General features: G+C 71.3%; 25 protein-coding genes. 15 read left to right on the top strand and 10 right to left on the bottom strand.

The window, feature by feature from the left end:
* Positions 1-81 precede the first annotated feature (81 nt).
* The 3 genes from ACQPXG_RS02720 to ACQPXG_RS02710 are packed head-to-tail and all read left to right on the top strand — an operon-like array spanning position 82 to position 3,382.
* The gene (locus tag ACQPXG_RS02720) at positions 82-1,281 is read left to right on the top strand and encodes a PP2C family protein-serine/threonine phosphatase (protein WP_433466005.1); all 1,200 of its coding nucleotides are present in this window, start codon (positions 82-84) and stop codon (positions 1,279-1,281) included.
* Positions 1,281-2,945, top strand: a complete 1,665-nt coding sequence (locus tag ACQPXG_RS02715; RefSeq protein ID WP_433466004.1) for a sensor histidine kinase — start codon at positions 1,281-1,283, stop codon at positions 2,943-2,945. Before ACQPXG_RS02720 ends, ACQPXG_RS02715 begins: the two co-directional genes overlap by 1 nt.
* Positions 2,942-3,382, top strand: coding sequence for a response regulator (locus tag ACQPXG_RS02710; protein ID WP_433466003.1), 441 nt, complete (start codon positions 2,942-2,944; stop codon positions 3,380-3,382). Before ACQPXG_RS02715 ends, ACQPXG_RS02710 begins: the two co-directional genes overlap by 4 nt.
* Here the strand turns inward: ACQPXG_RS02710 and ACQPXG_RS02705 are convergent.
* The gene (locus tag ACQPXG_RS02705; protein WP_433466002.1) at positions 3,366-4,547 is read right to left on the bottom strand and encodes a PP2C family protein-serine/threonine phosphatase; all 1,182 of its coding nucleotides are present in this window, start codon (positions 4,545-4,547) and stop codon (positions 3,366-3,368) included. The genes ACQPXG_RS02710 and ACQPXG_RS02705 overlap by 17 nt on opposite strands.
* Before the next feature lie 98 nt (positions 4,548-4,645).
* Here ACQPXG_RS02705 and ACQPXG_RS02700 point away from each other — a divergent pair, with 98 nt between their 5' ends.
* From ACQPXG_RS02700 to ACQPXG_RS02690, 3 genes are all read left to right on the top strand, one after another.
* Positions 4,646-5,119, top strand: a complete 474-nt coding sequence (locus ACQPXG_RS02700) for a MarR family winged helix-turn-helix transcriptional regulator (protein ID WP_433466001.1) — start codon at positions 4,646-4,648, stop codon at positions 5,117-5,119.
* Between the two features lie 153 nt (positions 5,120-5,272).
* On the top strand, positions 5,273-6,076 hold the full coding sequence (locus ACQPXG_RS02695; RefSeq protein WP_433466000.1) for a L,D-transpeptidase: 804 nt from the start codon (positions 5,273-5,275) through the stop codon (positions 6,074-6,076).
* 48 nt (positions 6,077-6,124) lie between these two features.
* Positions 6,125-6,775 (top strand): choice-of-anchor P family protein, encoded by a 651-nt coding sequence (locus tag ACQPXG_RS02690; RefSeq protein WP_433465999.1) that lies wholly within the window; start codon positions 6,125-6,127, stop codon positions 6,773-6,775.
* A gap of 45 nt (positions 6,776-6,820) precedes the next feature.
* On the opposite strand, the gene ACQPXG_RS02685 is transcribed toward ACQPXG_RS02690, so the two are convergent.
* Together ACQPXG_RS02685 and ACQPXG_RS02680 are read right to left on the bottom strand one after the other, a co-directional pair.
* Positions 6,821-7,234, bottom strand: a complete 414-nt coding sequence (locus ACQPXG_RS02685; protein ID WP_433465998.1) for an ATP-binding protein — start codon at positions 7,232-7,234, stop codon at positions 6,821-6,823.
* Between the two features lie 113 nt (positions 7,235-7,347).
* Entirely contained in the window at positions 7,348-7,725 is a 378-nt protein-coding gene (locus ACQPXG_RS02680) for a hypothetical protein (protein WP_433465997.1), read from the bottom strand.
* 122 nt (positions 7,726-7,847) lie between these two features.
* Between ACQPXG_RS02680 and sepF the strand changes: the two genes are divergently transcribed.
* Together sepF and ACQPXG_RS02670 are read left to right on the top strand one after the other, a co-directional pair.
* A complete protein-coding gene (gene sepF, locus ACQPXG_RS02675) occupies positions 7,848-8,057 on the top strand; it encodes a cell division protein SepF (protein WP_433465996.1) in 210 nt (69 codons plus the stop codon).
* Position 8,058: 1 nt separating this feature from the next.
* The gene (locus ACQPXG_RS02670; protein ID WP_433465995.1) at positions 8,059-8,319 is read left to right on the top strand and encodes a hypothetical protein; all 261 of its coding nucleotides are present in this window, start codon (positions 8,059-8,061) and stop codon (positions 8,317-8,319) included.
* A gap of 14 nt (positions 8,320-8,333) precedes the next feature.
* Here ACQPXG_RS02670 and ACQPXG_RS02665 read toward each other — a convergent pair whose 3' ends face one another.
* Both ACQPXG_RS02665 and ACQPXG_RS02660 read right to left on the bottom strand, forming a co-directional pair.
* Entirely contained in the window at positions 8,334-9,503 is a 1,170-nt protein-coding gene (locus ACQPXG_RS02665) for an acyl-CoA dehydrogenase family protein (protein ID WP_433465994.1), read from the bottom strand.
* Positions 9,503-10,144: a carboxymuconolactone decarboxylase family protein gene (locus ACQPXG_RS02660; protein ID WP_433465993.1), complete on the bottom strand. Its 642-nt coding sequence runs from the start codon at positions 10,142-10,144 to the stop codon at positions 9,503-9,505. The genes ACQPXG_RS02665 and ACQPXG_RS02660 overlap by 1 nt, the downstream gene beginning before the upstream one ends.
* 130 nt (positions 10,145-10,274) lie before the next feature.
* On the opposite strand from ACQPXG_RS02660, the gene ACQPXG_RS02655 reads away from it, so the two are divergent.
* The 4 genes from ACQPXG_RS02655 to ACQPXG_RS02640 all read left to right on the top strand — a co-directional run bounded on the left by ACQPXG_RS02655 (position 10,275) and on the right by ACQPXG_RS02640 (position 13,300).
* Positions 10,275-10,895, top strand: a complete 621-nt coding sequence (locus ACQPXG_RS02655) for a TetR/AcrR family transcriptional regulator (RefSeq protein WP_433465992.1) — start codon at positions 10,275-10,277, stop codon at positions 10,893-10,895.
* A gap of 12 nt (positions 10,896-10,907) precedes the next feature.
* Positions 10,908-12,206, top strand: a complete 1,299-nt coding sequence (locus ACQPXG_RS02650; protein ID WP_433465991.1) for a phosphotransferase family protein — start codon at positions 10,908-10,910, stop codon at positions 12,204-12,206.
* A gap of 77 nt (positions 12,207-12,283) precedes the next feature.
* Positions 12,284-12,595, top strand: a complete 312-nt coding sequence (locus ACQPXG_RS02645) for a hypothetical protein (RefSeq protein ID WP_433465990.1) — start codon at positions 12,284-12,286, stop codon at positions 12,593-12,595.
* A gap of 60 nt (positions 12,596-12,655) precedes the next feature.
* On the top strand, positions 12,656-13,300 hold the full coding sequence (locus ACQPXG_RS02640) for an SDR family NAD(P)-dependent oxidoreductase (RefSeq protein ID WP_433465989.1): 645 nt from the start codon (positions 12,656-12,658) through the stop codon (positions 13,298-13,300).
* Here the strand turns inward: ACQPXG_RS02640 and ACQPXG_RS02635 are convergent.
* A complete protein-coding gene (locus ACQPXG_RS02635; RefSeq protein WP_433465988.1) occupies positions 13,297-14,172 on the bottom strand; it encodes a hydroxymethylglutaryl-CoA lyase in 876 nt (291 codons plus the stop codon). The two genes, ACQPXG_RS02640 and ACQPXG_RS02635, sit on opposite strands and share 4 nt — an antisense overlap.
* Positions 14,173-14,252: 80 nt before the next feature.
* On the opposite strand from ACQPXG_RS02635, the gene ACQPXG_RS02630 reads away from it, so the two are divergent.
* Both ACQPXG_RS02630 and ACQPXG_RS02625 read left to right on the top strand, forming a co-directional pair.
* Positions 14,253-14,885 (top strand): GntR family transcriptional regulator, encoded by a 633-nt coding sequence (locus tag ACQPXG_RS02630; protein ID WP_433465987.1) that lies wholly within the window; start codon positions 14,253-14,255, stop codon positions 14,883-14,885.
* Complete coding sequence (locus ACQPXG_RS02625; protein WP_433465986.1) at positions 14,882-16,093, top strand: CaiB/BaiF CoA transferase family protein; 1,212 nt, start codon at positions 14,882-14,884, stop codon at positions 16,091-16,093. Before ACQPXG_RS02630 ends, ACQPXG_RS02625 begins: the two co-directional genes overlap by 4 nt.
* 37 nt (positions 16,094-16,130) lie before the next feature.
* Here the strand turns inward: ACQPXG_RS02625 and ACQPXG_RS02620 are convergent, their stop codons facing one another.
* On the bottom strand, positions 16,131-16,907 hold the full coding sequence (locus tag ACQPXG_RS02620; protein ID WP_433465985.1) for a helix-turn-helix domain-containing protein: 777 nt from the start codon (positions 16,905-16,907) through the stop codon (positions 16,131-16,133).
* A gap of 86 nt (positions 16,908-16,993) precedes the next feature.
* Here ACQPXG_RS02620 and ACQPXG_RS02615 point away from each other — a divergent pair, with 86 nt between their 5' ends.
* Positions 16,994-17,386, top strand: coding sequence for a nuclear transport factor 2 family protein (locus tag ACQPXG_RS02615; protein ID WP_433465984.1), 393 nt, complete (start codon positions 16,994-16,996; stop codon positions 17,384-17,386).
* Positions 17,387-17,435: 49 nt separating this feature from the next.
* On the opposite strand, the gene ACQPXG_RS02610 is transcribed toward ACQPXG_RS02615, so the two are convergent.
* The 3 genes from ACQPXG_RS02610 to ACQPXG_RS02600 all read right to left on the bottom strand — a co-directional run bounded on the left by ACQPXG_RS02610 (position 17,436) and on the right by ACQPXG_RS02600 (position 19,949).
* Positions 17,436-17,882 (bottom strand): lamin tail domain-containing protein, encoded by a 447-nt coding sequence (locus ACQPXG_RS02610; RefSeq protein WP_433465983.1) that lies wholly within the window; start codon positions 17,880-17,882, stop codon positions 17,436-17,438.
* A gap of 160 nt (positions 17,883-18,042) precedes the next feature.
* Positions 18,043-18,819, bottom strand: coding sequence for an SDR family NAD(P)-dependent oxidoreductase (locus ACQPXG_RS02605; RefSeq protein ID WP_433465982.1), 777 nt, complete (start codon positions 18,817-18,819; stop codon positions 18,043-18,045).
* Entirely contained in the window at positions 18,816-19,949 is a 1,134-nt protein-coding gene (locus tag ACQPXG_RS02600) for a serine hydrolase domain-containing protein (protein ID WP_433465981.1), read from the bottom strand. The genes ACQPXG_RS02605 and ACQPXG_RS02600 overlap by 4 nt, the downstream gene beginning before the upstream one ends.
* Between the last annotated feature and the right edge of the window lie 4 nt (positions 19,950-19,953).

The following is a 19,953-nucleotide window of genomic DNA, read 5'->3' as shown; positions in this document are numbered from 1 at the left end:
GCGGGTGCCCTTAACATTTGCTGGACGACAAGGGACTCCCCGGCGTCATCCCCGGTTGCGCCCGACCGAAGGAGCTGAGACATGGCCGCGATGAACAGTCGCGGTGCGGAGCGGCTCCTCGGCGTCGCCGGTTCCCCGCACCTCCTTCTCGTCGAGGACGATCCGGGCGACGCGTTCCTGTTCGAGGAGCTGCTGGCCGAGGCCCAGCCCGGCGTCCGGATCACCGTGGCGACCACGCTGGCCGAGGCCGTCGCCGCGCTACGGCCCGACATCCAGTGCGTCATCGTCGACCTCTCCCTTCCGGACGCCCGGGGCCTGGACGCCCTCCACGAGGTGCGGGCGCACGCGCCCGCCACCGCCGTCCTCGTGCTGACCGGCCTCGCCGACGCGCACGTCGGCGTGGCGGCTGTCGCCGCCGGCGCCCAGGACTACCTCGTCAAGCAGGACGTGGACAGCGCGCTGCTCACCCGGGCGATCAGCTACGCGATCGAGCGCAAGCGCGCCGACGAGTCCGAGCGGCAGCTCGTCGAGGCCCGGGCGCTGAGCCGGGAGAACGCCCGGCTGGAACGCGGCCTGCTGCCCGTCCCGATCCTGCACGACCTGTCGCTGCGGCACCATGCCCGCTACCGGCCGGGACGCGACCGGGCCCTGCTCGGCGGCGACTTCCACGACACGGTGGAGACCGCCGACGGCGCCGTCCACGTCGTGATCGGCGACGTCAGCGGGCACGGCGCGGACGAGGCGTCGCTCGGGGTCCGGCTCCGCATGGCGTGGCGCACGCTCGTCCTCGCCGGGCACACCGGCCCGCGGCTCCTGGACACGCTCGACGCCGTCCTGGAGCACGAGCGGTGGGGCGAGGAGATCTTCACGACCGTCTGCATGCTGACGATCGCGCCCGACCGGCGCACCGCCCGGCTGCACCGGGCCGGGCACCCGCGGCCGCTGTTCTTCGGACCCGCCGGCGTCGAGGCGATCCCGGACGAGCCGCACGGCCCGGCCCTCGGGCTGATCCCCGGCGCCGGCTGGCCCGCAGTCGACCTGGAGCTCGGCGACTCGTGGGGACTGCTGCTGTACACCGACGGGCTGATCGAGGGCTACGCCGGCGACGACGGCGAGCACCTCGACCTGTCCGGCCTGATGCGGCTGGCCGAGACCGCGCATGGGACCGGGCAGCGCGGGGACGTGCTCGTCGACGGGCTCATCGCGGAGGCGGAACGGCTGAACGGGGACGTGCTGTCCGATGATCTGGCCGTGCTGCTGCTGAGCCGCGGAGACGGCTGATGACCCCGCGATCGGGGGACACCGAACTCGCGCGCGAACGCGGCATCACCGGGCCGGGCGTCGTGCTGCCCGAGACGGAGATCCCCGAGGGCCGCGGGATGGGCCGGGTCCGGCTCGTCCAGATCTACCGGATCGGCTCGCTCGTCCTCGGCGCGCTGCTGCTGGCGGCGTTCGTCCAGGCCGGATTCGCGCTGTACGGGAGCGGCCAGGCCCGCGACGTCCTCGTCAACAGGGTCGATCCGGCGACGCTGGAGCAGTTCCGCCTGACCACGGCCGTCACCAACCAGGACGCCGCCATCCGCGACTACGCGCAGGACGGCGGGGCCGGGCACGTCGCGCAGTACCGGGCGGCCGTCCGGCAGGAGGCGGTGTCCGCCGCGCGAATGCGGCGGCTCCTCACCGGGGTGCCGGGCCGGGCGGACGTCGACCGCCTGCTCGCCAAGGCCACCGCCGACTCCCGGGCATGGCGGACCGAGTTCGCCGACGAGGTCGCGGCCGGACCGGGCGGGCAGGGCCTGGAACCCGGCCAGGGCCGGCGGGCGCGGCGGCTGCTCAACGAGGCACGCGGCGACATGACGCCCCTCCAGGCCGGCCTCACGAGGCTGCACGACCGGGCCGCCGCGAAGCTCACGTCCCGGGCGCAGACCGCCCAGTGGTCGACGGTCGCCGCGCTCGTCGTGGTCGTCGTGGCCGCGCTGCTGCTCGCCCTGCTGTTCCGCCGGACCGTGCTGACCCCGGTGTCGTCGCTGACCGGACGCGTCCGCGCCGTGTCCCACGGCGACTTCGGGCACCGCCTCGACGTCCCCGGCCCAGCCGAGATCAACGAGCTGGCGGCGATCATCGATGCGATGCGCACCCGGATCATCGAGGAGTGGCGGGCCAGCGAGGCGAAGACGCGCCGGCTCGACGAGCAGGCGCGGGCGCTCAACGAGCAGACCGAGGAGCTGCGCCGCTCCAACGCCGAACTGGAGCAGTTCGCCTACGTCGCGAGCCACGACCTGCAGGAGCCGCTGCGCAAGGTCGCCAGCTTCTGCCAGATGATCGAGCGCCGGTACGGTGACCAGCTGGACGAGCGGGGAAAGCAGTACATCGCGTTCGCCGTCGACGGCGCCAAGCGCATGCAGGCCCTGATCAACGACCTGCTGAGCTTCTCGCGGGTCGGCCGGCTGTCGCGTCCCGAGGAGTCCGTCGACCTGAACGACGTCGCCCGGCGGGCCCTCGACAACCTGGCGACACTCCGCGAGGAGACCGGCGCCGAGGTGGACGTGGCGGACCTGCCGGAGGTCTCCGGCGACCGCACGCAGTTCACGCAGCTCTTCCAGAACCTCGTCGGCAACGCGATCAAGTTCCGCCGCGAGGGCGTGCCGCCTCGTGTCACCATCGGCGTCCGCAGGGACGGCGACGAGTGGGAGTTCGGCTGCGCCGACAACGGCATCGGCATCGAGCCCCGCTACGCCGACCGGATCTTCCTGATCTTCCAGCGGCTGCACCCGCGCGACGAGTACACCGGGACGGGCATCGGCCTGGCACTGTGCAAGAAGATCGTCGAGTACCACGGCGGCCGGATCTGGCTGGACACCGGCGACTCCGGCGGCGCCCCCGGCACCACCTTCCACTGGACGCTGCCGGTGCGGCCGTCCACCGGCGACGGAGCGGACGGATGATGAACGAAGGCCCCCACCCCATCGAGGTCCTGCTCGTCGAGGACGACCCCGGCGACGTCCTGCTGACGGTCGAGGCGTTCGAGCACAACAAGGTCAACAACAAGCTGCACGTCGTCAACGACGGCGAGCAGGCCATGGCGTTCCTGCGCCGGCAGGGCGAGTACGCGGACGTCCCGCGTCCCGACCTGGTGCTGCTCGATCTGAACCTGCCGCGCAAGGACGGCCGCGAGGTGCTCGAAGAGATCAAGAACGACGACGACCTGCGCCGCATCCCCGTCGTCGTCCTCACCACGTCCGAGGCGGACGAGGACATCCTGTGCAGCTACGACCTGCACGCCAACGCCTACGTCACCAAGCCGGTCGACTTCGACCGGTTCATCTCCGTCGTCCGCCGTATCGACGACTTCTTCGTCACGGTGGTCAAGCTTCCCCGCTGACGTCCGCGGCGTCCGGCCGTGCCCCGAGCCAGTCGATGCACACGATCACCGCGTCGTCGACCGGCTCGGTGCCCTCGTGGTAGGCGACGAAGTGCCGGATCATCGTGCGGACGGCCTCCGCCGGGTACTGCAGCCGGGTGTCGCGCAGGGCCTGGAGCAGCGCGGAGCCTCCGTACGGGGTTCCGGCCTTGGACAGGGCGGCGTGCACCCCGTCGCTGACGATGACCAGCCGGTCGCCCCGGTCGACGGTGAACTCCTCGGTCGCGTAGCGCGTGTCGCCGAACATCCCGAGCGGCATCTGCGCCTCGAACCCGACCTCCTCGGCGGCACCGTTCCGCATCCGGTAGATCCGCGGCGACCCCGCGTCGATCACCCGGACCCGCCCGGTCGCGAGCTCGAACTCCAGCAGCAGCGTGTCCACGTGCCGCTCGCCCCGGTACCGCGCGAACAGCGCCTCGTCGGCGAGCGCCGCCTGCTCGGCGATGTCTCCGCCTGACCGGCGAGAGTTGCGCAGCGCGCTGATCGCCAGGTGGGTGAGCGCGGCCGACTCCGTCCCCGACCCCATCCCGTTGCTGACCGTCAGCGTGAGCCGCTCACCGGAGGCGGACCAGTCGAAGTTGTCGCCCCACACCGCGTACGCGGGTTCCAGTTGCCCCGCGAACCGGAACTCGGCGGAGTCGAAGGCGAGCGCGGGCAGCAGGTCCCACTGCATCTCGGCGGCGAGCGTCAGCCGCGTCCGGCGCCGGATGCGCCGGTACAGGTCGGTGCCCTGGTCGGTGATCTTGAGGGCGCGGGCGAGGGCGGCGGCGAAGCCGTCCAGCCAGGCCGGCCCGCCGTCCGGGAGCCGCACGGACAGCACCCCGAGCCGCTCGCCGCGCACGGTCAGCGGCAGGTGGACGAGCCGGCCGCCGTCCTCCCGGACGGTCCGCTGCGACGCGAAGGCCCGCCCCGGCCCGGTGTTGTCCACCGGCACGTCGTCGCCGCCGGAGATCGTCCGGACGAGGTACGCCTGCCGGTAGTCGACGAGCAGCACCTCGGCGCCCGCCCCGTCCGCGTACCGTCCGAGCAGGTCGTCCGCCGCCGTGAGCAGTTCGTACGGCCGCGCCGTCCAGATCGCCTCCTCGACCCTCTCGAACAGGCCGTCGTGCCCGGGTTCGCCATGCATCGTCGCTCCTCGCCAGTAGCCGCAGAGCCACCTCGCGGCGCCCGGGATCCATGGATCCCGGTATGCCGTGGGAGACGTCGTGTGTAACAGTGGAGGGCATGGTGGCCACGTCGGGTGATGGCGCCGCGGAGTCCGCGGCCGCGCTCGACGATGCGGCCTCCACCCTGATGAACGTCTGGTCGCGCGCCAACAATGCCCCGGACGTCCCCGTCCCGTCCACGCAGCTCCGCGCCCTCTTCGTGCTGGAGCGCGGGCCGGTCAACATCAGCAACCTGGCGGGCGAGCTGGGCGCGCTGGTGTCCTCGGCGAGCCGGCTGTGCGACCGGCTGGAGGCCGCCGGGCTGCTCAGCCGCGACATCGGACGCGACCGCCGGGAGGTCACCGTCCGGCTGAGCGCGGACGGGCGGGCGCTCCTCGACCGGCTCCGGCTGCGGCGGCGCGAGGATCTCACCCGCGTCCTCGCCGAGATGCCGGCGCCCGCGCGGGCCGCCCTGCTGTGGGGGCTCGCCGAGTTCCACGACGCGGCCTCCAGGCCGGACGACGAGGACGGCTCGCTCTCCATGCTCGCCTGAACCGTCCCATGAAATCCGTTTTTCCCGGATAAGCAGCGACATTCCACAAAGAGCTCGCCAAATCGACGGTTATCGACATTTAAAGTCGGTGTTCCGCTGCATTTTTCGCCATTCCCGATGCGGGCGCCTTCACCACTACTAACATCCCGCCCCATGGCGACAAAAAATGCCCCATGGCATTCCCTCCGCGCCGTCACCGCCGGCGGGCTCACCACGGCCCTGCTGCTGTCGCTCGCCGCGTGCGGCGGCTCGTCCCGGCACGGCACCGCGTCCGCCGAGGGCACCCGCGGGAGCGCCGGCTCCGCGAAGGTCCCCGAGGCGACCACGTACGGCACCGTCTCCGGCGCCCCCAAGGACGCGACGCCATCGGGCGCCACCGACGGCCTGGTCGCGCACCCGACCAGCCCGGCGCCGGTGCTCGACCGGCCGGGCGGACGGCGCGTCGCCACCCTCCCCACCACGGAACTGGGCGGCCCCACCTGGGTGCCCGTGGTGGAGACGTCGGGCGGCTGGCGGCGCGTCCTGCTGCCGAGCCGCCCGAACCAGGCGAGCGGCTGGGTCTCCGGTGCCGGGCTGAAGACCGCGCACACGCCCTACACCGTCCGGGTCGACCTCGCCCACCGGCGGCTCACGCTGGAGAAGTCGGCACGCCAGGTGGGCCGGTGGAACGTCGCGGTCGGCGGGGCCAAGACCCCGACGCCGCCCGGCCGGACGTTCGTCATGGCCAACCTCGCCCCGGCGAAGAAGACGCCGAGCCCGATCGTCCTGCCGCTCGGCACCCACTCGGCGACCCTGGACACCTTCGGCGGCGGCCCCGGCACCGTCGCCCTGCACGGCTGGCCCGACACCTCGGTGTTCGGCAAGGCCGTCACGCACGGCTGCGTGCGGGTGCCCGCGGACGCGCTGAAGGCGCTGTCCCGCGTCCCGCTCGGGTCGCTGGTGTTCATCACCGCCTGACCGGCCGCCGGAACCGCCCCCAGATCTCACGAGAATCGGAGTACGTCCATGCGTCACACCCATGTCATCAGGCGGCTCGCCACGGCGGGCCTGCTGGCCGGCGGCCTCGCCGCGGCCGCCACCCCCGCACTCGCCGCCACGCCCGGGAGCGAGGGCTCCGCGTACGGGCTGACGGTCACCGGCCCGATCGCCGTCCCGCCCGTGCCCGCCGTCTCGTCCAGCACGGGCACGGTCAGCAAGAGCCTGCTGCGCGAGGACCACACCAAGCTGGTCAAGGCGTCCACGCTGGACGTCAGCGCCTCCGCCGCGCGCGCCCGCTCGTCCGTCGCGCGCCTGTCCGTCCCCGCCGCCCGGCTGCTGGCGAGCGCCGTCACCGCCAAGTGCGTCGGCGGGCAGGGCTCCGCGCACCTCGCCCGCGCCGTCCTCGCCGGGAAGCGGCTCGACTCCTCGCCGCCGCCCAACACCACCGTCCCGGTCGACGTGGACGGCCTCGGCCGGACGGCCCTGGTCCTCAACAAGCAGCAGCGCACGGCGGACGGCCGGCTCGCCGTCACCGCCATCGAGCTGACCCTGCCCGGCGGCAAGGGCGCGATCCGGATCGCGTCCGCGACCTGCGGCCGCGCCGCCGCGCCGCCGCGGGGCCCGTCCGAGGCGCCCGCGCCGAAGCCGGTCGAGCACGACCTTCCCGTCACGGGCTGACCCGTCCCCGATACGCGGCCCGGCGGGCAATCGCCCGCCGGGCCGTCAGCTCGCCAGCGATTTCTCGAAATGCACGATCGAGCCGTTCCGGTGCACCCGGCCCGCGATATGCAGTTCCTCCGTGAACGCCCGCATCAACTGCAGTCCGCGCCCGCTCTCGGCCAGCGGCGGCGCAGGCGCGCCCTCCCACCCGGTGACCCCGTCCACCGCGTCGTCCGTGCCCCCGTCGATGACGTCCACGACGCATCTCGCCCCATCCATCCGCGCCCGTACCTCGTACTCCATTCCGGCCGCGGCATGCTGGATGACGTTCGCGCACGCCTCACTCAGCGCGAGCGCGATATCGGCACGGATCTCGGATCCCACCCCGAGCCCGCGGAGGGAGGCGTCGAGAGTGTGCCGCACCAGCGGAGCACTCTCGGCGTTCCTCGGCAGGGTCATTTCGAGAACGACCTCCATGCCAATCGCCTCCGTTCCCTCTAGCAGCCAGATTTCCCCTCGCTCCCCAAGGGAAACTCAAGCCAGGGATGTTTACTGCATTCTCTCCTTCTTCGGGGCCGTGACCGGCGGGGCTATTCGTCGGCGTGGCCGGCGAGTCTGCGCAGGGTTTCCACCTGTTCCTCGTCCAGGCCCTGGTAGTCGCTTTGGCGGTGTTGTTCGGCCTGGTCGTCGATCCACTTGCCGTGCGCCTCCCACGCGGCCTGCTTGCTGACCCCGATCGCCGCGCCGATCTGCGCCCACGACGCCCCGGCCCGCCGCGCCGACCGCACGGCCAGCTGGCGTCCGTACACCGCCTTACGCGCGATCACCTCTCCGAGCGCGAGCATCTCCAGCACCTCCGCGCGTCCGAGAGGTGATTCCCCGACCGCGTCCCGGACCCACAGGTCGTCGTACCGCGCTGCCGCGCTCGTCAGCGTGATGTCCCGTTCGATCCCATCTGGAGTGACCATGCTCCGAGCATGGGCGTCAGGTTCTCTTGACGTCAAGTGCTCTTGACGTCTTTCGCGTTCGGCGGAGAGCGCTTTACATGGCGTGGGTCATTTGACCCGGTGAGGGGGACGGGCAGACTGGGATGGTGGTCAAGTCGTTGCGTCCTCAGAACTACAACGAGGTCCTGTACGTCGGGCACTTCTTCCGCAAGGGCGTGCCCGTGCTCATGGACCTGACGGATCTACCCGACGGGGACGCCAAACGCCTCGTCGACTTCGCCACCGGCCTGGTCTTCGGCCGCGGCGGAGCCCTCGACCGCGTCGACCGGAAACTGTTCCTGCTCCAGCCCTGAGATGGCGAAGGACGAGCACTGGCCCGGAATGTGCGCCCGCTGCGGTCGCCGTCAGGCGTATTCGGAACCCTTCGACGCGGCGCTGTGCCCCTACTGCGATGAGTGGCGCGAGGACGCCTGCGGTGATCCCGGCTGCGAGTTCTGCGCACGCCGTCCGGCCCGGCCGAGCCTCGGACGCGAGGTGTATCCCAAGGACACCGCCCTGCGCCGCGCCGCACGCCTCGCCGCGCGACGCCCCCGCACCACCCATCCTCTGAGGTGATCAGCGCGACGTGCTCATGCCATCGCCTTCAGGATCCGGCGGGCGGTGCTCTGGATGTGGACCTCGTCAGGGCCGTCGTAGATGCGCCCCTCGCGGGCGTGGCGGTACATGCGGGAAAGGGGGAGGTCGTCGGTGAGACCGGCGGCGCCGTGGACCTGGATGGCCCGGTCGATGACGTTGTGCAGCATGCGGGCGCCGACGACCTTGATCGCGCCGATCTCGATGCGTGCATTCGCCCCAAGGCTTTGGTCGCCCGCGTCGATCTGCTCGGCGGCCTGGAGGGTGAGCAGGCGGGCCGCCTGGATCTCGGTGTAGGAGTCGAAGACGTGCTGCTGCATCAGTTGCTTCGCCGAGAGCGGCTCGCCGAACGCGACGCGGGTCCCGAGCCGGGCGCACATCAGCTCGAAGGCGCGCTGAGCCTGGCCGAGCCAGCGCATGCAGTGGAAGATGCGGCCGGGGCCGAGCCGTTCCTGGGCGATGACGAAGCCGTGCCCGCGCGGGCCGAGCAGGTTGTCGGCGGGGACGCGGACGTCGTCGTAGGCGACCTCGTAGTGGCCGCCGTTCAGGCCGAGGACGGGCGTCTCCCGGACGATCCGGTACCCGGGCGTGTCCGTCGGGACGACGATCATGCTGAAGGAGCGGTGCGGAGCGGTCCCCTCGGGCTCGGTGCGGCACATGACGGTGGTGTAGGCGGCGTCGGCGGCGCCCGTGGTGAACCACTTGCGGCCGCTGATGACCCAGTGGTCGCCGTCCAGGACGGCCTTCGTCCGCAGCTGGGTCGGGTCGGAGCCGGCGTAGGCGGGCTCGGTCATGGCGAAACTCGGCGAGACCTCACCCGCGACCATGGGCGCCAGGTACCGCTCACGCCAGCGGGGGCTCGCGTACCTGTGCAGCATGAGCGAGTCCTGGAGCGTGAACGTGCCGAGGGCGAGCTGGCCCCATTCGCTGCGCCCCTGCACCTCGTTGACGTAGACGTAGTCGAGGAAGGGCATGCCGCCGCCGCCCAGCTCGGCGGGGTGGCCGAGCGCCCAGAGCCCCCCGTCCTTGGCCTCCCGGCGGAGTTGCCGGAGTTTCTCGCGGTCGCCGGCGTTGAGCTCGGGCTCGGCCGGTTCGACGCGTTCGGTCATGAACGTGTGGACGGCGTCCCGGACGTCCCGGACGCGGTCGGGCACGGGGAAGAGCATCAGCCCTCCCCGGTCAGGTCGGCGGCGATGTCGCGGGTGCCGTAGCCCTCGGGCGCCGCGACCTCGACGACCGGCTCGGGACGGTCGTCGAACTCCAGCCGCAGCGCGCGGGACATCGTCGCGTGCATGTCGTACATGCAGGTGATGTAGGTGAGCTGAAGGATCTCCTTGTCAGGGAGGTGCTTCTTCAGCACCTCGAAGACGGCGTCGGGGACGCGGCCGCCGTCCAGGACGAGGCAGTCGGTGTAGGCGAGGACGGCCCGTTCCAGCGGCGAGTAGCAGTCGGCCGTCTGCCAGTGCGGAATCGCTTCGATCTTCTCCTCGGCCATGCCGAGCGCCCGCATCTGCTTGCAGTGCTGCGAGAAGACGAACTGGCTGCCGCGCGCCCAGCCCGCACGGCACTGGCCGAGCTCGCGCAGGACGGGGTCGAGCTCGGCGTTCCGGTACAGCGCGAAACCGCGGACGGCGTGCCGGAACACGTCCGGGGACTGGGCGAACACGGTCCACCAGTCGCCGGGCGACCCGGTCGCGGTGCCGTGGTCGGCCGCCGGGTCGCGGTCGGGGGCGAAGAGGTGGTCGTAGAAGAAGAGGATGCGCTCGTCGGTGACTTCGGCGCGGGGAACCTCACGCAGTCGCGGCATGCTTTTCCTTCCGGACGGCCCGGTCGGCGGCGTCAAGAGGTGACTTGACAGTCATATCAACTTGCCCGAGGCTCGGATACTGTTCCTGCGCACATCCGGTTGTCAACCGCCGGCGAAGGGGACCACGGCGATGCGGAGCGGCGACGATCCCGGCGGGCGGCCGCTCACCGAGCGCGGCGCGCGGACCAGGGAGCGCCTCGTCGCCGCCGCCCGCGAGGTGTTCGAGGAGCGCGGCTTCCTGAAGACCCGCGTCGCCCACATCACCCGGCACGCGGGCGTCGCCTACGGGTCCTTCTACACCTACTTCCCGTCCAAGGAAGCGGTGTTCCTGGAGGTCGCCGACCGGCTGTTCCAGGAGATGACGCACCACGACCTCGTCCCGTCCGCCGGCCCGTCCCCCGCGGACCGCGTCCGCCGCGCCAACCGCGCCTACTACGAGGCGTACCGGCGCAACGCGAAGATGATGGCGATCATCGAGCAGGTCGCGACCTTCAACGAGGAGTTCCAGGGGTTGCGGCGCAAGCACCGGGCCGCGGCGGTGGGACGTTCCGCACGGGCGATCACCCGATGGCAGCGCGAGGGGCTCGTCCCGTCCGACCTCGACCCGGAGATGACCGCCCGCGTCCTCGGCGCGATGGTCGACCACTCCCTGTACCTGTGGCTCGTCCAGGGCGACGATCCCCCGGGCACCGAGCGCCTCCTGGAGACTCTGGATGCTCTGAGCGTGCGCGCCCTCGGCCTGCAGTCCTGACGAAGGAGACCCGTGGAACCGAACACCCTGGAGCGAGCGCTCGCCGACCGGGTGGGCGCGGCCGTCACCGGGCTCCGCCGCCTGTCGGGCGGCGCGAGCCGGGAGACCTGGTCGTTCGACGCCGGCGGCCGCGCCCTGATCCTGCGCCGCGACCCGCCCGCGTCCCCCGACCCGGCCGCGATGGCCCGCGAGGCCGGGCTGCTCGCCTCCGCCGCGAATGCCGGCGTCCCCGTCCCGCGCCTGGTCGACCACGGCGATGACCTGGCCGGTTCGCCTTACATGATCATGGAGCGGCTGTCCGGGGAGACGATCCCCCGCCGCATCCTGCGGACGGAACGTCCCGGCCTGGCCCGCGAACTGGGCGGCATCCTGGCCCGCCTGCACACGATGTCGCCGGGCCCCGGTCTCCCCGGCGACGACCCGCTGACCGCGCTCACCGCGCACTATTCGGCGTTCGAGGCCCGCCCCGCGGTCGAGCTCACGCTGCGCTGGCTGGCCGACCACCGCCCGCCGCCGGGTCGCCGGACGGTCGTCCACGGCGATTTCCGCAACGGCAACCTGATGATCGCGCCCAGCGGCGTGACCGGCGTCCTCGACTGGGAACTCGCCCACCTCGGCGACCCCGCCGAAGACCTCGGCTGGCTGTGCGTCAAGGCATGGCGCTTCGGCTCTCCCCATCCCGTCGGCGGCTTCGGCCCACGCGAAGAGCTCCTCGCCGGCTATGCCGCCGCAGGCGGTACCCCGCCCACGCCGGAAGAGCTCCACTGGTGGGAGGTCTACGGCACGCTTCGCTGGACGATCCTGTGCCGCCACCAGGCCGAGCGCTATCTGAGCGGAGCCGACCTCTCGATCGAGTACGCGGTCCTAGGCCGCAGGGTCTGCGAACAGGAACACGATCTTCTCCTGGCCATGGACCTGACCGAACCCACGCTCGTCCAAGACCCACTGGAGAACGCGGAGACCCCCGATACGTCCCCTCACGACAGGCCGGACGCGCACACGCTCATAGACGCCGTGGGCGCCTTTCTGGCGGAAGCCGAACAGCCTGACGACCGCCTACGCTTCCATGCCCGCGTCGCCGCCTCCGCCCTTCGCATCGCGCGGCGGGAACTCCTTCTAGGCGAGACCCACAAGATCGCCCACCGGACCCGGCTGAAGAGCCTCGGCTGCGAAACCGACACCGACCTGGCGAAAGCCATCCGCGACGGCGTCCTGGACGACCGCATGGACGAGGTCGTGACCGCCGTGCGCGCCTCGGTGACCGACAAGCTCACCGTCGCCAACCCCCGTCACCTCTCGCTGCCCGCCTGACGCCGGCGCGCGTTTCACGGGGAACCGAAGGGCGGGCCGATGCATCAAATCCCCCAAAATCGCTCAATCAGGGGGTAATGGTGAAGCGTTCGGTTCCGGTTCTCTCGGTGCTCGCGCTCGGCGGGGTGTTGCTGGTCACCGGCTGCCAGAGCAACTCGCACAGCTGCGTCAACGGGAAATGCCATGTGACGGTGAGCGGTGCCGGTCAGACCGTGGAGGTCGACGACGTCGACGTCACGGTCTCGCAGATCAACGCTCAGGGCATGACCGTCTCGGCCGGCGGGTCGGCGCCCACCACGATCGGCAACGGGGAAAGCTCCCAGGTCGGGCCCGTCATGATCAAGGTCACCTCGATCGACGGGCAGAAGGTCAAGTTCGACCTGAACTGACCCTTGACCCTCACATCGATGTGAAGGCGTAGCGTCGTCCCCGAGCGAAGGAGGCCGGGGATGGCAGGCGCGTTGATCATCGGGGTCGGTCCGGGGATCGGGCGGGCGGTGGCCCGCCGGTTCGCCCGGGAGGGGCTGCCGGTCGGGCTCATCGCGCGGACCGAGGGGACGGTTCGGGCGGCGGCCGAAGCGGTCGAGGGGGTGCCCGTGGTCGCGGGGACGGCCGACGCCACCGACGAGGTCGCGCTGCGTTCCGCGCTGGACGAGGTCACCGGCAAGTTCGGTACGCCGGACGTCGTCGTCTACAACGCGGCGCTCATCCGGCCCGACGCGCCGGGAGAGCTGTCGGTCCAGGGCCATATGGACGCCTGGGCCGTCAACGTGGTCGGTGCGATCACGGCGGCCGCCCATGTCGCGCCCGCGATGGCGGAACGGGGCCGTGGAACGTTCCTCATCACCGGTGGAATGCCGGTGCCGAAGCGCCGGTACGTCAGCCTGTCGCTGGGCAAGGCGGGTGTCCGAACGCTGGTCGAGCTGCTCGACCAGGAGTACGGGCCGTCCGGGGTGCATGTCGCGAGCGTCACCGTTGCGGGCGCGGTCGAGCCGGGGACGGACTTCGACCCGGACGACATCGCCGAGCACTACTGGCGGCTGCACACGCAGGAACGGCATGAATGGGAGCGCGAGGCGTTCCACGGGCCCTAGAACGCGCCCGCACGCCCGAGAAGTGCGGGGGCCGGTCTACCCAGAAGGCCGGCCAGCCACGTGCCCGTTTCCGCCATGCGCTCCAGGTCGACGCCCGTTTCCACGCCGGTGCGGTGGAGGGCGTAGAGAAGGTCTTCGGTGGCGATGTTGCCGGTGGCGGCGGGAGCGAAGGGACAGCCGCCGAAACCGCCGGCGCTCGCGTCCAGGGTCACGGCTCCTTCGTCCAGCGCGGTGAGAGCGTTGGCGTAGCCGGTGTTCCGCGTGTTGTGGAAGTGGAAGCGCAGCGGTGTGCCGGGGGCCGCCTCGCGGGTGCGGCGGGACAGGTCGCGGACCTCCGCCGGGACGCCGACGCCGATCGTGTCGGCCAGCCCCACCTCGAAGGCCCCGGCATCGGCGGCGCGGCGGGCGATCTCGGCGACGCGGGCGGGCGGGGTGTCGCCCTCGAAGGGGCAGCCGAAGGCGGTCGCGATCGTCATTCCGATGGGGACGCCGGCGTCGGTGGCCGCCGCGGCGATGTCGTCCCAGGCGTCGAGCATGTCGGACGTCGTGCAGCCCTGGTTGCGGGCGCAGAAGGTGTCGGAGGCCGGAACGGCGACGTTGATCTCGTCCACGCCCACTTCCAGCGCGCGGTCCAGGCCGCGGCGATTGAGGACGAGCCCGCTGTAGGAGACGCCTTCGCGGCGGGGCACTCCGGCCATGACCTCCTCGGCGCCCGCCATCTGCGGGACGCGCCTCGGGTCGACGAAGGAGACCGCCTCGACGCGGCGGGCACCCGCGTCCACACACCGCGTGATGAAGGCGATCTTGTCCTCGGGTGAGAGCACGCGATCCTCGTTCTGCAGGCCGTCACGCGGCCCGACCTCCAGGATCATTGTATGCAAAACATCCTCCCTATGCCCTTGATGCACCCTTTGGGGACTATATTGCATGCAATCACCGCCAGGGAGGGACGATGGGGCGCGCCACCGACACGGCGTACGATGCCGTCCGGCAGATGATCCTTTCGGGCGCGGCGGAGGCGGGCAGCCGGCTCGGGGAGGCCGAGCTCGCGGAGACGCTCGGGCTGTCGCGCACGCCGGTGCGCGAGGCGCTGCAGCGGCTCGGCTCGGACGGCCTGGTGGAGGTTCTGCCGCATCGCGGCGCCCGGGTCGTCCAGTGGACGCGCGCGGACATCGAGGAGATCTTCGAGCTGCGGGCGCTGCTGGAGCCCTACGCCGCAGCGCGGGCGGCGAGCCGTGCGCCCGGCCAGGAGGTCCTCGACGACCTGCACGAACGCTGCGACGCGATGGAGCAGGCCGCCTCGGCGGGCGATCCCAGGCGGGTCGCACGGCTCAACTCCGCGTTCCACGCGGCGGTCATCGAGGCGTCCGGAAACCGGCGGCTGCCCGCCATGCTGACGTCCGTCATGCACGCCCCGCTGATCGTCGGGACGTTCCGCCGCTACGACGCGGACGAGATGTCACGGAGCATGAACCACCATCGCGAACTCGTCGCCGCGCTCGCCGCCGGCGCCCCCGCCTGGGCCGAGTCGGTGATGCGTGCCCACATCCACGCCGCAGTGGCGAGCCTGCGAGGAGAACGATGAGCACCCGGCAAGGGAACGATGGCGTCGCCGCGCTCGGCGACCTGCGGGTCGTCGAGATGGGGCAACTGCTGGCCGGGCCCTTCTGCGGCCAGCTCCTCGGCGACTTCGGCGCCGAGGTCGTCAAGATCGAACCGCCGGGCACCGGGGACCCGATGCGCGAGTGGGGCCGGGAGAAGCCGCACGGCATGTCGCTGTGGTGGCCGATCCTCGCGCGCAACAAGAAGTCGGTGACGCTGAACCTGCGCACGCCGGACGGTCAGGCGCTCGCCCGGCGCGTCATCGCCCAGGCCGACGTCCTGGTGGAGAACTTCCGTCCCGGGACGCTGGAACGCTGGGGTCTCGCGCCGGACGACCTGCGGGCCGAGAACCCGAGGCTGATCATCACGCGCGTCACCGGATACGGGCAGGACGGCCCGTACGCGCCGCGCGCCGGGTTCGGCTCGATCGGCGAGGCCATGGGCGGCATCCGGTACGTCACCGGCGATCCGGACAGGCCGCCGTCCCGCGCGGGCATCTCCCTCGGGGACGAGCTGGCCGGCACGTTCGCCGCCCTCGGCACCCTCGTCGGGTTGCACGCCCGTCATCGGACGGGACGCGGCCAGATCGTCGACTCGGCACTGTACGAGGCGGTCCTGGCGATGATGGAGTCACTCGTCCCGGAGTGGGAGATCGCCGGTTACCAGCGGGAACGCACCGGGTCGGTGCTGCCGAACGTCGCGCCCAGCAACGTCTACCCGACGAAGGACGGGCCCGTCCTCATCGCCGCGAACCGGGACACGATCTGGCGCCGCCTGGCCGCGCTCATGGGACGTCCCGAACTGGGAGACGACGAGCGTTACGCCACGCACGGCGCGCGCGGCGCCAATGCGGAGGAACTGGACGACCTCATCGCGGCCTGGACCGCCGGCCAGGACTCGGCGCCGCTTCTCGGCCTGCTCCACGAGAACGGCATCCCCGCCGGGCTCACGTACCGTGCCAAGGACATGCTCGCCGACCCGCACTACAAGGCGCGCGAGGCGATCATCCGGCTGACCCATCCCGACTTCGGCGATTTCCCGATGCACAACGTCTTCCCGAAGCTGTCGGACACACCGGGCGGGGTCCGCACGCTCGGCCCGGCCCTCGGCGAGCACAACACCGAGATCTACGAACGACTCGGCCTGACTCCCGCGGACATCGCCGGTCTGGAAGCCGCAGGCACGATCTGACGAGACCACCACCTCCGGCGGGCGTCCAGGACGGCGCTCAGGAAGTGCCGTCGGACGCCGTGAAGTAGGCGGCGCTCTCGGCGTCGGCCGGGTAGTACGACTCGATCGCCACCTCGTCCAGGGTGATGTCCATGGGGGTTCCGAACGTGGTGATGGTCGAGAACAGCCGCAGCTCCCGTCCGCCGATGCGAATGATCATCGGGATCGCGACGTCGGACTCGATCGAGCGGTCCGCCGTGTCCTCCGATCCGGGCGCCAGCAGTTCCTCGTAGAGCGCCGTGAGCTCGGGGTCGGGCGCGGTGGCGAGCTGGCGCGTGATCCGGGTGCGGAACATCGCGCGCACGTCGGCCAGGTTGACGACCAGGGAAGCGAGCCCGCGCGGGTCCAGCCCCAGGCGCACCAGGTTCAGCGGCGGCCGCAGCAGGTCCGGGTCGACGTCCGCGAAGAACGGGTCGACGGCGCGATTGGTCATCAGGATGTTCCATCGGCGGTCGAAGACCAGCGCAGGGTACGGCTCGTGCGCCCGGAGCACCCGCTCGACCGCGCCGCGGGCCGCCGACAGCGCGTCGCCGTCGAGCGGCCGCTCGGGGTACCGGGGCGCGAAGCCGGCGGCGAGCAGCAGCCGGTTGCGATCACGCAGCGGCACGTCCAGCTGGTCCGCGAGCCGGAGGACCATGTCGGCGCTCGGATTGGACTTGCCGGTCTCGACCAGGCTGACGTGACGCGCCGACACGTCGGCGGCGATCGCCAGATCCAGCTGGCTGAGCCGGCGGCGGTGCCGCCACTCCCTCAGCATCTCCCCGACCGTGTTCACGATCACCGAGGGTACTCATCGTGGCCCTGGACGCCATGACATGCCATTTCATCGACAACCATCGCGACCGCGGAAACACTGCGAACATGACCGGAGACAACAAGGACCTCGTCCAACGGGCACTGGCGGAGCTGATCGGGGCGGGCGGCGTCGACGCGATCGAGCCGTACCTGAGCGACGACTTCGTCCATCACAGGCCCGACTCGACCTCGTCGACCAAGGAGGAATGGCTCGCCGCCGTGCGCGCGGCGCTCGGCCCGCTCGCCGGAATGCGGGTGGACGTCCGGCATGTGCTCGGCGACGGTGATCACGTGGTGGTGCACTCGCAGCGCCGGCTTCCGGGCGGCGGCCCGGAGATCGCGGTCGTCGACATCCTGCGGGTCGGCGAGGACGGGCTGATCGCCGAGGCGTGGGAGATCATCGAGCCGGTGGACCAGGCGGCCGCCAACCTGCGCTGGTGGGAACCCGCCGGCCGCTGACCGGCCGGTGGACCTGCCCGACCCGCGCGGCCGGGCAGGTCGTCGCCGGTCAGCAGTACTTCGAGGAACCCGTCCGACCCCACGAGCACTTGTCAGCCACCCGGCCGCTCGCGTAGAGCAGGTAAGCGGTGTCGCCGGTGTTGTTCCAGACGTACCACTTCTTGCCCCAATAACGGTGCGTCGCGGTGCTGGAGCCCCTGCCGGTATGGATGTAGACCGACTTGCGGCCCTTCAAGGTGAAGGAGCCGAAAGTAAATGTGTATCCGGTCTTGTCGCGGAGCTTGACGCCCTTCAAGCTCTTCGACGATCTCGACGTGTTGAAAAGCTGCACCCATTCGGCGTTCAGCGATTTGTTCGAGCCCGTGTCGCTGCCGGGCGAGTTGTAGTACACCCGGTAGATCTGGACCGGGCTCGCGGCCTCGGCAGGCGTCGCCACCAGCACTCCGGCTCCCGCCGCCGCGATCGCGACGGCCCCCGTGACGAGAAGCTTCTTCACCCCTGTGGATCCCTCCTGGTCGAACGGATCCCTAGATGTACCGGTATTCACTGATCAATAGAGGTTTCTGGCCATGTTTGGGCTCGACGCCAACCGGGGGCCGGAACCACGCGTCCAACTATCCGCGTTTGCCCAGGTCATCCGGGAAAACACGGGGTCGTCAGAGCTCCTCGGGGTCGCGGCCGACCGCGTGGCGCCCACCGTCGACCGGGACCACGGCCCCGTTGACGAAACTCGCCTCGTCCGAGAGCAGATAGGCGACGGCGGCGGCCACCTCGTCCGGACGCCCGACACGGCCCAGCGGGTGAAGCGATCGCATTTCCTTCTCTATTCGCGCCGCCTCTTCCCGGGGCTGGTTTTCGAGAAAGGTCTCGTACCGGGCGGTGGTGATCGAGCCGAGCGCGACGACATTCGTCCGTATGCCGTGCGGGCCGTAATCGACGGCCAGTGCGCGGCTCAGCCCCTCGACCGCGGCCTTCGCCGTCGCATAGGGCAGCGAGCCGCGCACCGGACGCTGCGCCTGATGGGACGAGACATTGACGATGGCGCCACCCGCTCCGGCGTCCAGGAAACGGCGGACCGCGGTCACACAGCCGACCACGGCCGGATCGAAGTTCAGCGCGACCAGATCCAGAAGCTCACGGGCGGACGGGTTCACGACGTCCCGGAAAACGGCCGCGTTGTTGACCCACCCGGCGAGATCTCCCGCTTCCTGCGCCGCATTGGCCGCACGCTCGGCGACGCTCTCATCGGCGGCGCTTCCGGCGACCGCGGTTATGTCCGGGTGGTCATGCGTCCATTCGAGAACGGCCGGGTCGAGTTCGATCACGACGACACGTCCGCCGTCCGCCGTCAGGCGCTCGACCACCGACCGCCCGATCCCCCGTCCGCCTCCGGTCACGACATACGACTTCCTCACCCGCACATCATGAATCATCTGCCGCACAGGGCCATGGGGAGGGCATCGTCCATGGCGTCGTCCAGGGCCGGCCCGCCGCCCGGGTTGAGGTTGACCATGACGGTGGCCTGCCTTCCGTCCTTGGTCGCTCCCGTGCGGGCGCTGAAGCCGAGCATGTCGCCGTCGTGCCCCCAGAATCCGTCGCCGCAGGCGGGCAGATCCTTGGCCGGCAGCCACTCCAGCCCCAAGCCGTACTTGGATCCTGATGCGCGTCCCGTCGGACGGGCGCGCAGCATTTCCCGCAGTTGCGCCGGCCTCAGCAGGCGTCCGCGCAGCAGCGCCCCCAGAAAGCGATTGAGGTCCGAGGCGCTGGAGATCATTCCGCCCGCGGCGCCGCCGACGGTCGGGTTGAGACGGGTGACGTCCACCAGATCGGACTCCGGCCGCACGTATCCCCGCGGGTGCGGCCCGGGAATGCCGGGCGCGTCGCTCGGCACGAAGGTGTCGTGCAGCCCGAGCGGAACGAGCACCCGCCGCCGGATCTCCTGCCCGTAGGGACGCCCCGTCACCCGCTCGATGATCATTCCGGCCACCAGGTAGTTGGTGTTGGAATAGCCCCATTTCTCGCCCGGAATGAAGTTCCGGGGGTGCTGCAGAGCGATGTCGACCAGCTCACGCGCCTCCCAGTGCCGGAGCGGGTCCCTGAGGATGTCCATCGGGGTCAGGAACTTCAGAACGTCCGGCAGCCCGCTGGTGTGCTGCAGCAGCTGGCGGACGGTGATCTCCCGCCCGTCGTTGTCGGCCCCGCGCACCACCCCCGGCAGGTACCGCTCCACCGGGGCGTCCAGCTCGATCCGCCCCTCGCCGACGAGCTGGAGCACCACGGTGGCGGTGAACGGCTTGGTCAGGCTGCCGATCCGGAACCGGCTGCGCGGATCGACCGGCGCCCCCGTGCGAATGTCGGCGACGCCACCGGTCGCCACCTGCCGGCCGTGCCGATCGTCGACCTCCGCGAGCGCCCCCGGCGCCCCGTCCGGCCCGGTGAGCCGCTCCACCACCGCCCGCAGCCCACCATGCCCGGCCGCCTCCGCCGGGCCGGCCGCAGCCGTCCCCGCCAGGGCCAGAACCACCGCCACCGCACACAGGAACGCCGTACTTCTCGTGATCATGGAC

The sequence above is a fragment of the Spirillospora sp. CA-128828 genome, assembly GCF_050945415.1.
Lineage (GTDB): Bacteria > Actinomycetota > Actinomycetes > Streptosporangiales > Streptosporangiaceae > Spirillospora.
The sequence above is the reverse complement of the archived record's forward strand: the minus strand, read 5'-3'. Positions and strand labels throughout refer to the sequence as shown.

Excerpts from the sequence above, each read along its gene's own strand:
- ACQPXG_RS02720 (WP_433466005.1), top strand. The coding sequence starts at position 82 with ATGGCCGCGATGAACAGTCGCGGTGCGGAGCGGCTCCTCGGCGTCGCC.
- ACQPXG_RS02715 (WP_433466004.1), top strand. The coding sequence starts at position 1,281 with ATGACCCCGCGATCGGGGGACACCGAACTCGCGCGCGAACGCGGCATC.
- ACQPXG_RS02710 (WP_433466003.1), top strand. The coding sequence starts at position 2,942 with ATGATGAACGAAGGCCCCCACCCCATCGAGGTCCTGCTCGTCGAGGAC.
- ACQPXG_RS02705 (WP_433466002.1), bottom strand. The coding sequence starts at position 4,547 with ATGCATGGCGAACCCGGGCACGACGGCCTGTTCGAGAGGGTCGAGGAG.
- ACQPXG_RS02700 (WP_433466001.1), top strand. The coding sequence starts at position 4,646 with ATGGTGGCCACGTCGGGTGATGGCGCCGCGGAGTCCGCGGCCGCGCTC.
- ACQPXG_RS02695 (WP_433466000.1), top strand. The coding sequence starts at position 5,273 with ATGGCGACAAAAAATGCCCCATGGCATTCCCTCCGCGCCGTCACCGCC.
- ACQPXG_RS02690 (WP_433465999.1), top strand. The coding sequence starts at position 6,125 with ATGCGTCACACCCATGTCATCAGGCGGCTCGCCACGGCGGGCCTGCTG.
- ACQPXG_RS02685 (WP_433465998.1), bottom strand. The coding sequence starts at position 7,234 with ATGGAGGTCGTTCTCGAAATGACCCTGCCGAGGAACGCCGAGAGTGCT.
- ACQPXG_RS02680 (WP_433465997.1), bottom strand. The coding sequence starts at position 7,725 with ATGGTCACTCCAGATGGGATCGAACGGGACATCACGCTGACGAGCGCG.
- sepF (WP_433465996.1), top strand. The coding sequence starts at position 7,848 with ATGGTGGTCAAGTCGTTGCGTCCTCAGAACTACAACGAGGTCCTGTAC.
- ACQPXG_RS02670 (WP_433465995.1), top strand. The coding sequence starts at position 8,059 with ATGGCGAAGGACGAGCACTGGCCCGGAATGTGCGCCCGCTGCGGTCGC.
- ACQPXG_RS02665 (WP_433465994.1), bottom strand. The coding sequence starts at position 9,503 with ATGCTCTTCCCCGTGCCCGACCGCGTCCGGGACGTCCGGGACGCCGTC.
- ACQPXG_RS02660 (WP_433465993.1), bottom strand. The coding sequence starts at position 10,144 with ATGCCGCGACTGCGTGAGGTTCCCCGCGCCGAAGTCACCGACGAGCGC.
- ACQPXG_RS02655 (WP_433465992.1), top strand. The coding sequence starts at position 10,275 with ATGCGGAGCGGCGACGATCCCGGCGGGCGGCCGCTCACCGAGCGCGGC.
- ACQPXG_RS02645 (WP_433465990.1), top strand. The coding sequence starts at position 12,284 with ATGGTGAAGCGTTCGGTTCCGGTTCTCTCGGTGCTCGCGCTCGGCGGG.
- ACQPXG_RS02640 (WP_433465989.1), top strand. The coding sequence starts at position 12,656 with ATGGCAGGCGCGTTGATCATCGGGGTCGGTCCGGGGATCGGGCGGGCG.
- ACQPXG_RS02635 (WP_433465988.1), bottom strand. The coding sequence starts at position 14,172 with ATGATCCTGGAGGTCGGGCCGCGTGACGGCCTGCAGAACGAGGATCGC.
- ACQPXG_RS02630 (WP_433465987.1), top strand. The coding sequence starts at position 14,253 with ATGGGGCGCGCCACCGACACGGCGTACGATGCCGTCCGGCAGATGATC.
- ACQPXG_RS02625 (WP_433465986.1), top strand. The coding sequence starts at position 14,882 with ATGAGCACCCGGCAAGGGAACGATGGCGTCGCCGCGCTCGGCGACCTG.
- ACQPXG_RS02615 (WP_433465984.1), top strand. The coding sequence starts at position 16,994 with ATGACCGGAGACAACAAGGACCTCGTCCAACGGGCACTGGCGGAGCTG.
- ACQPXG_RS02605 (WP_433465982.1), bottom strand. The coding sequence starts at position 18,819 with ATGATTCATGATGTGCGGGTGAGGAAGTCGTATGTCGTGACCGGAGGC.
- ACQPXG_RS02600 (WP_433465981.1), bottom strand. The coding sequence starts at position 19,949 with ATGATCACGAGAAGTACGGCGTTCCTGTGTGCGGTGGCGGTGGTTCTG.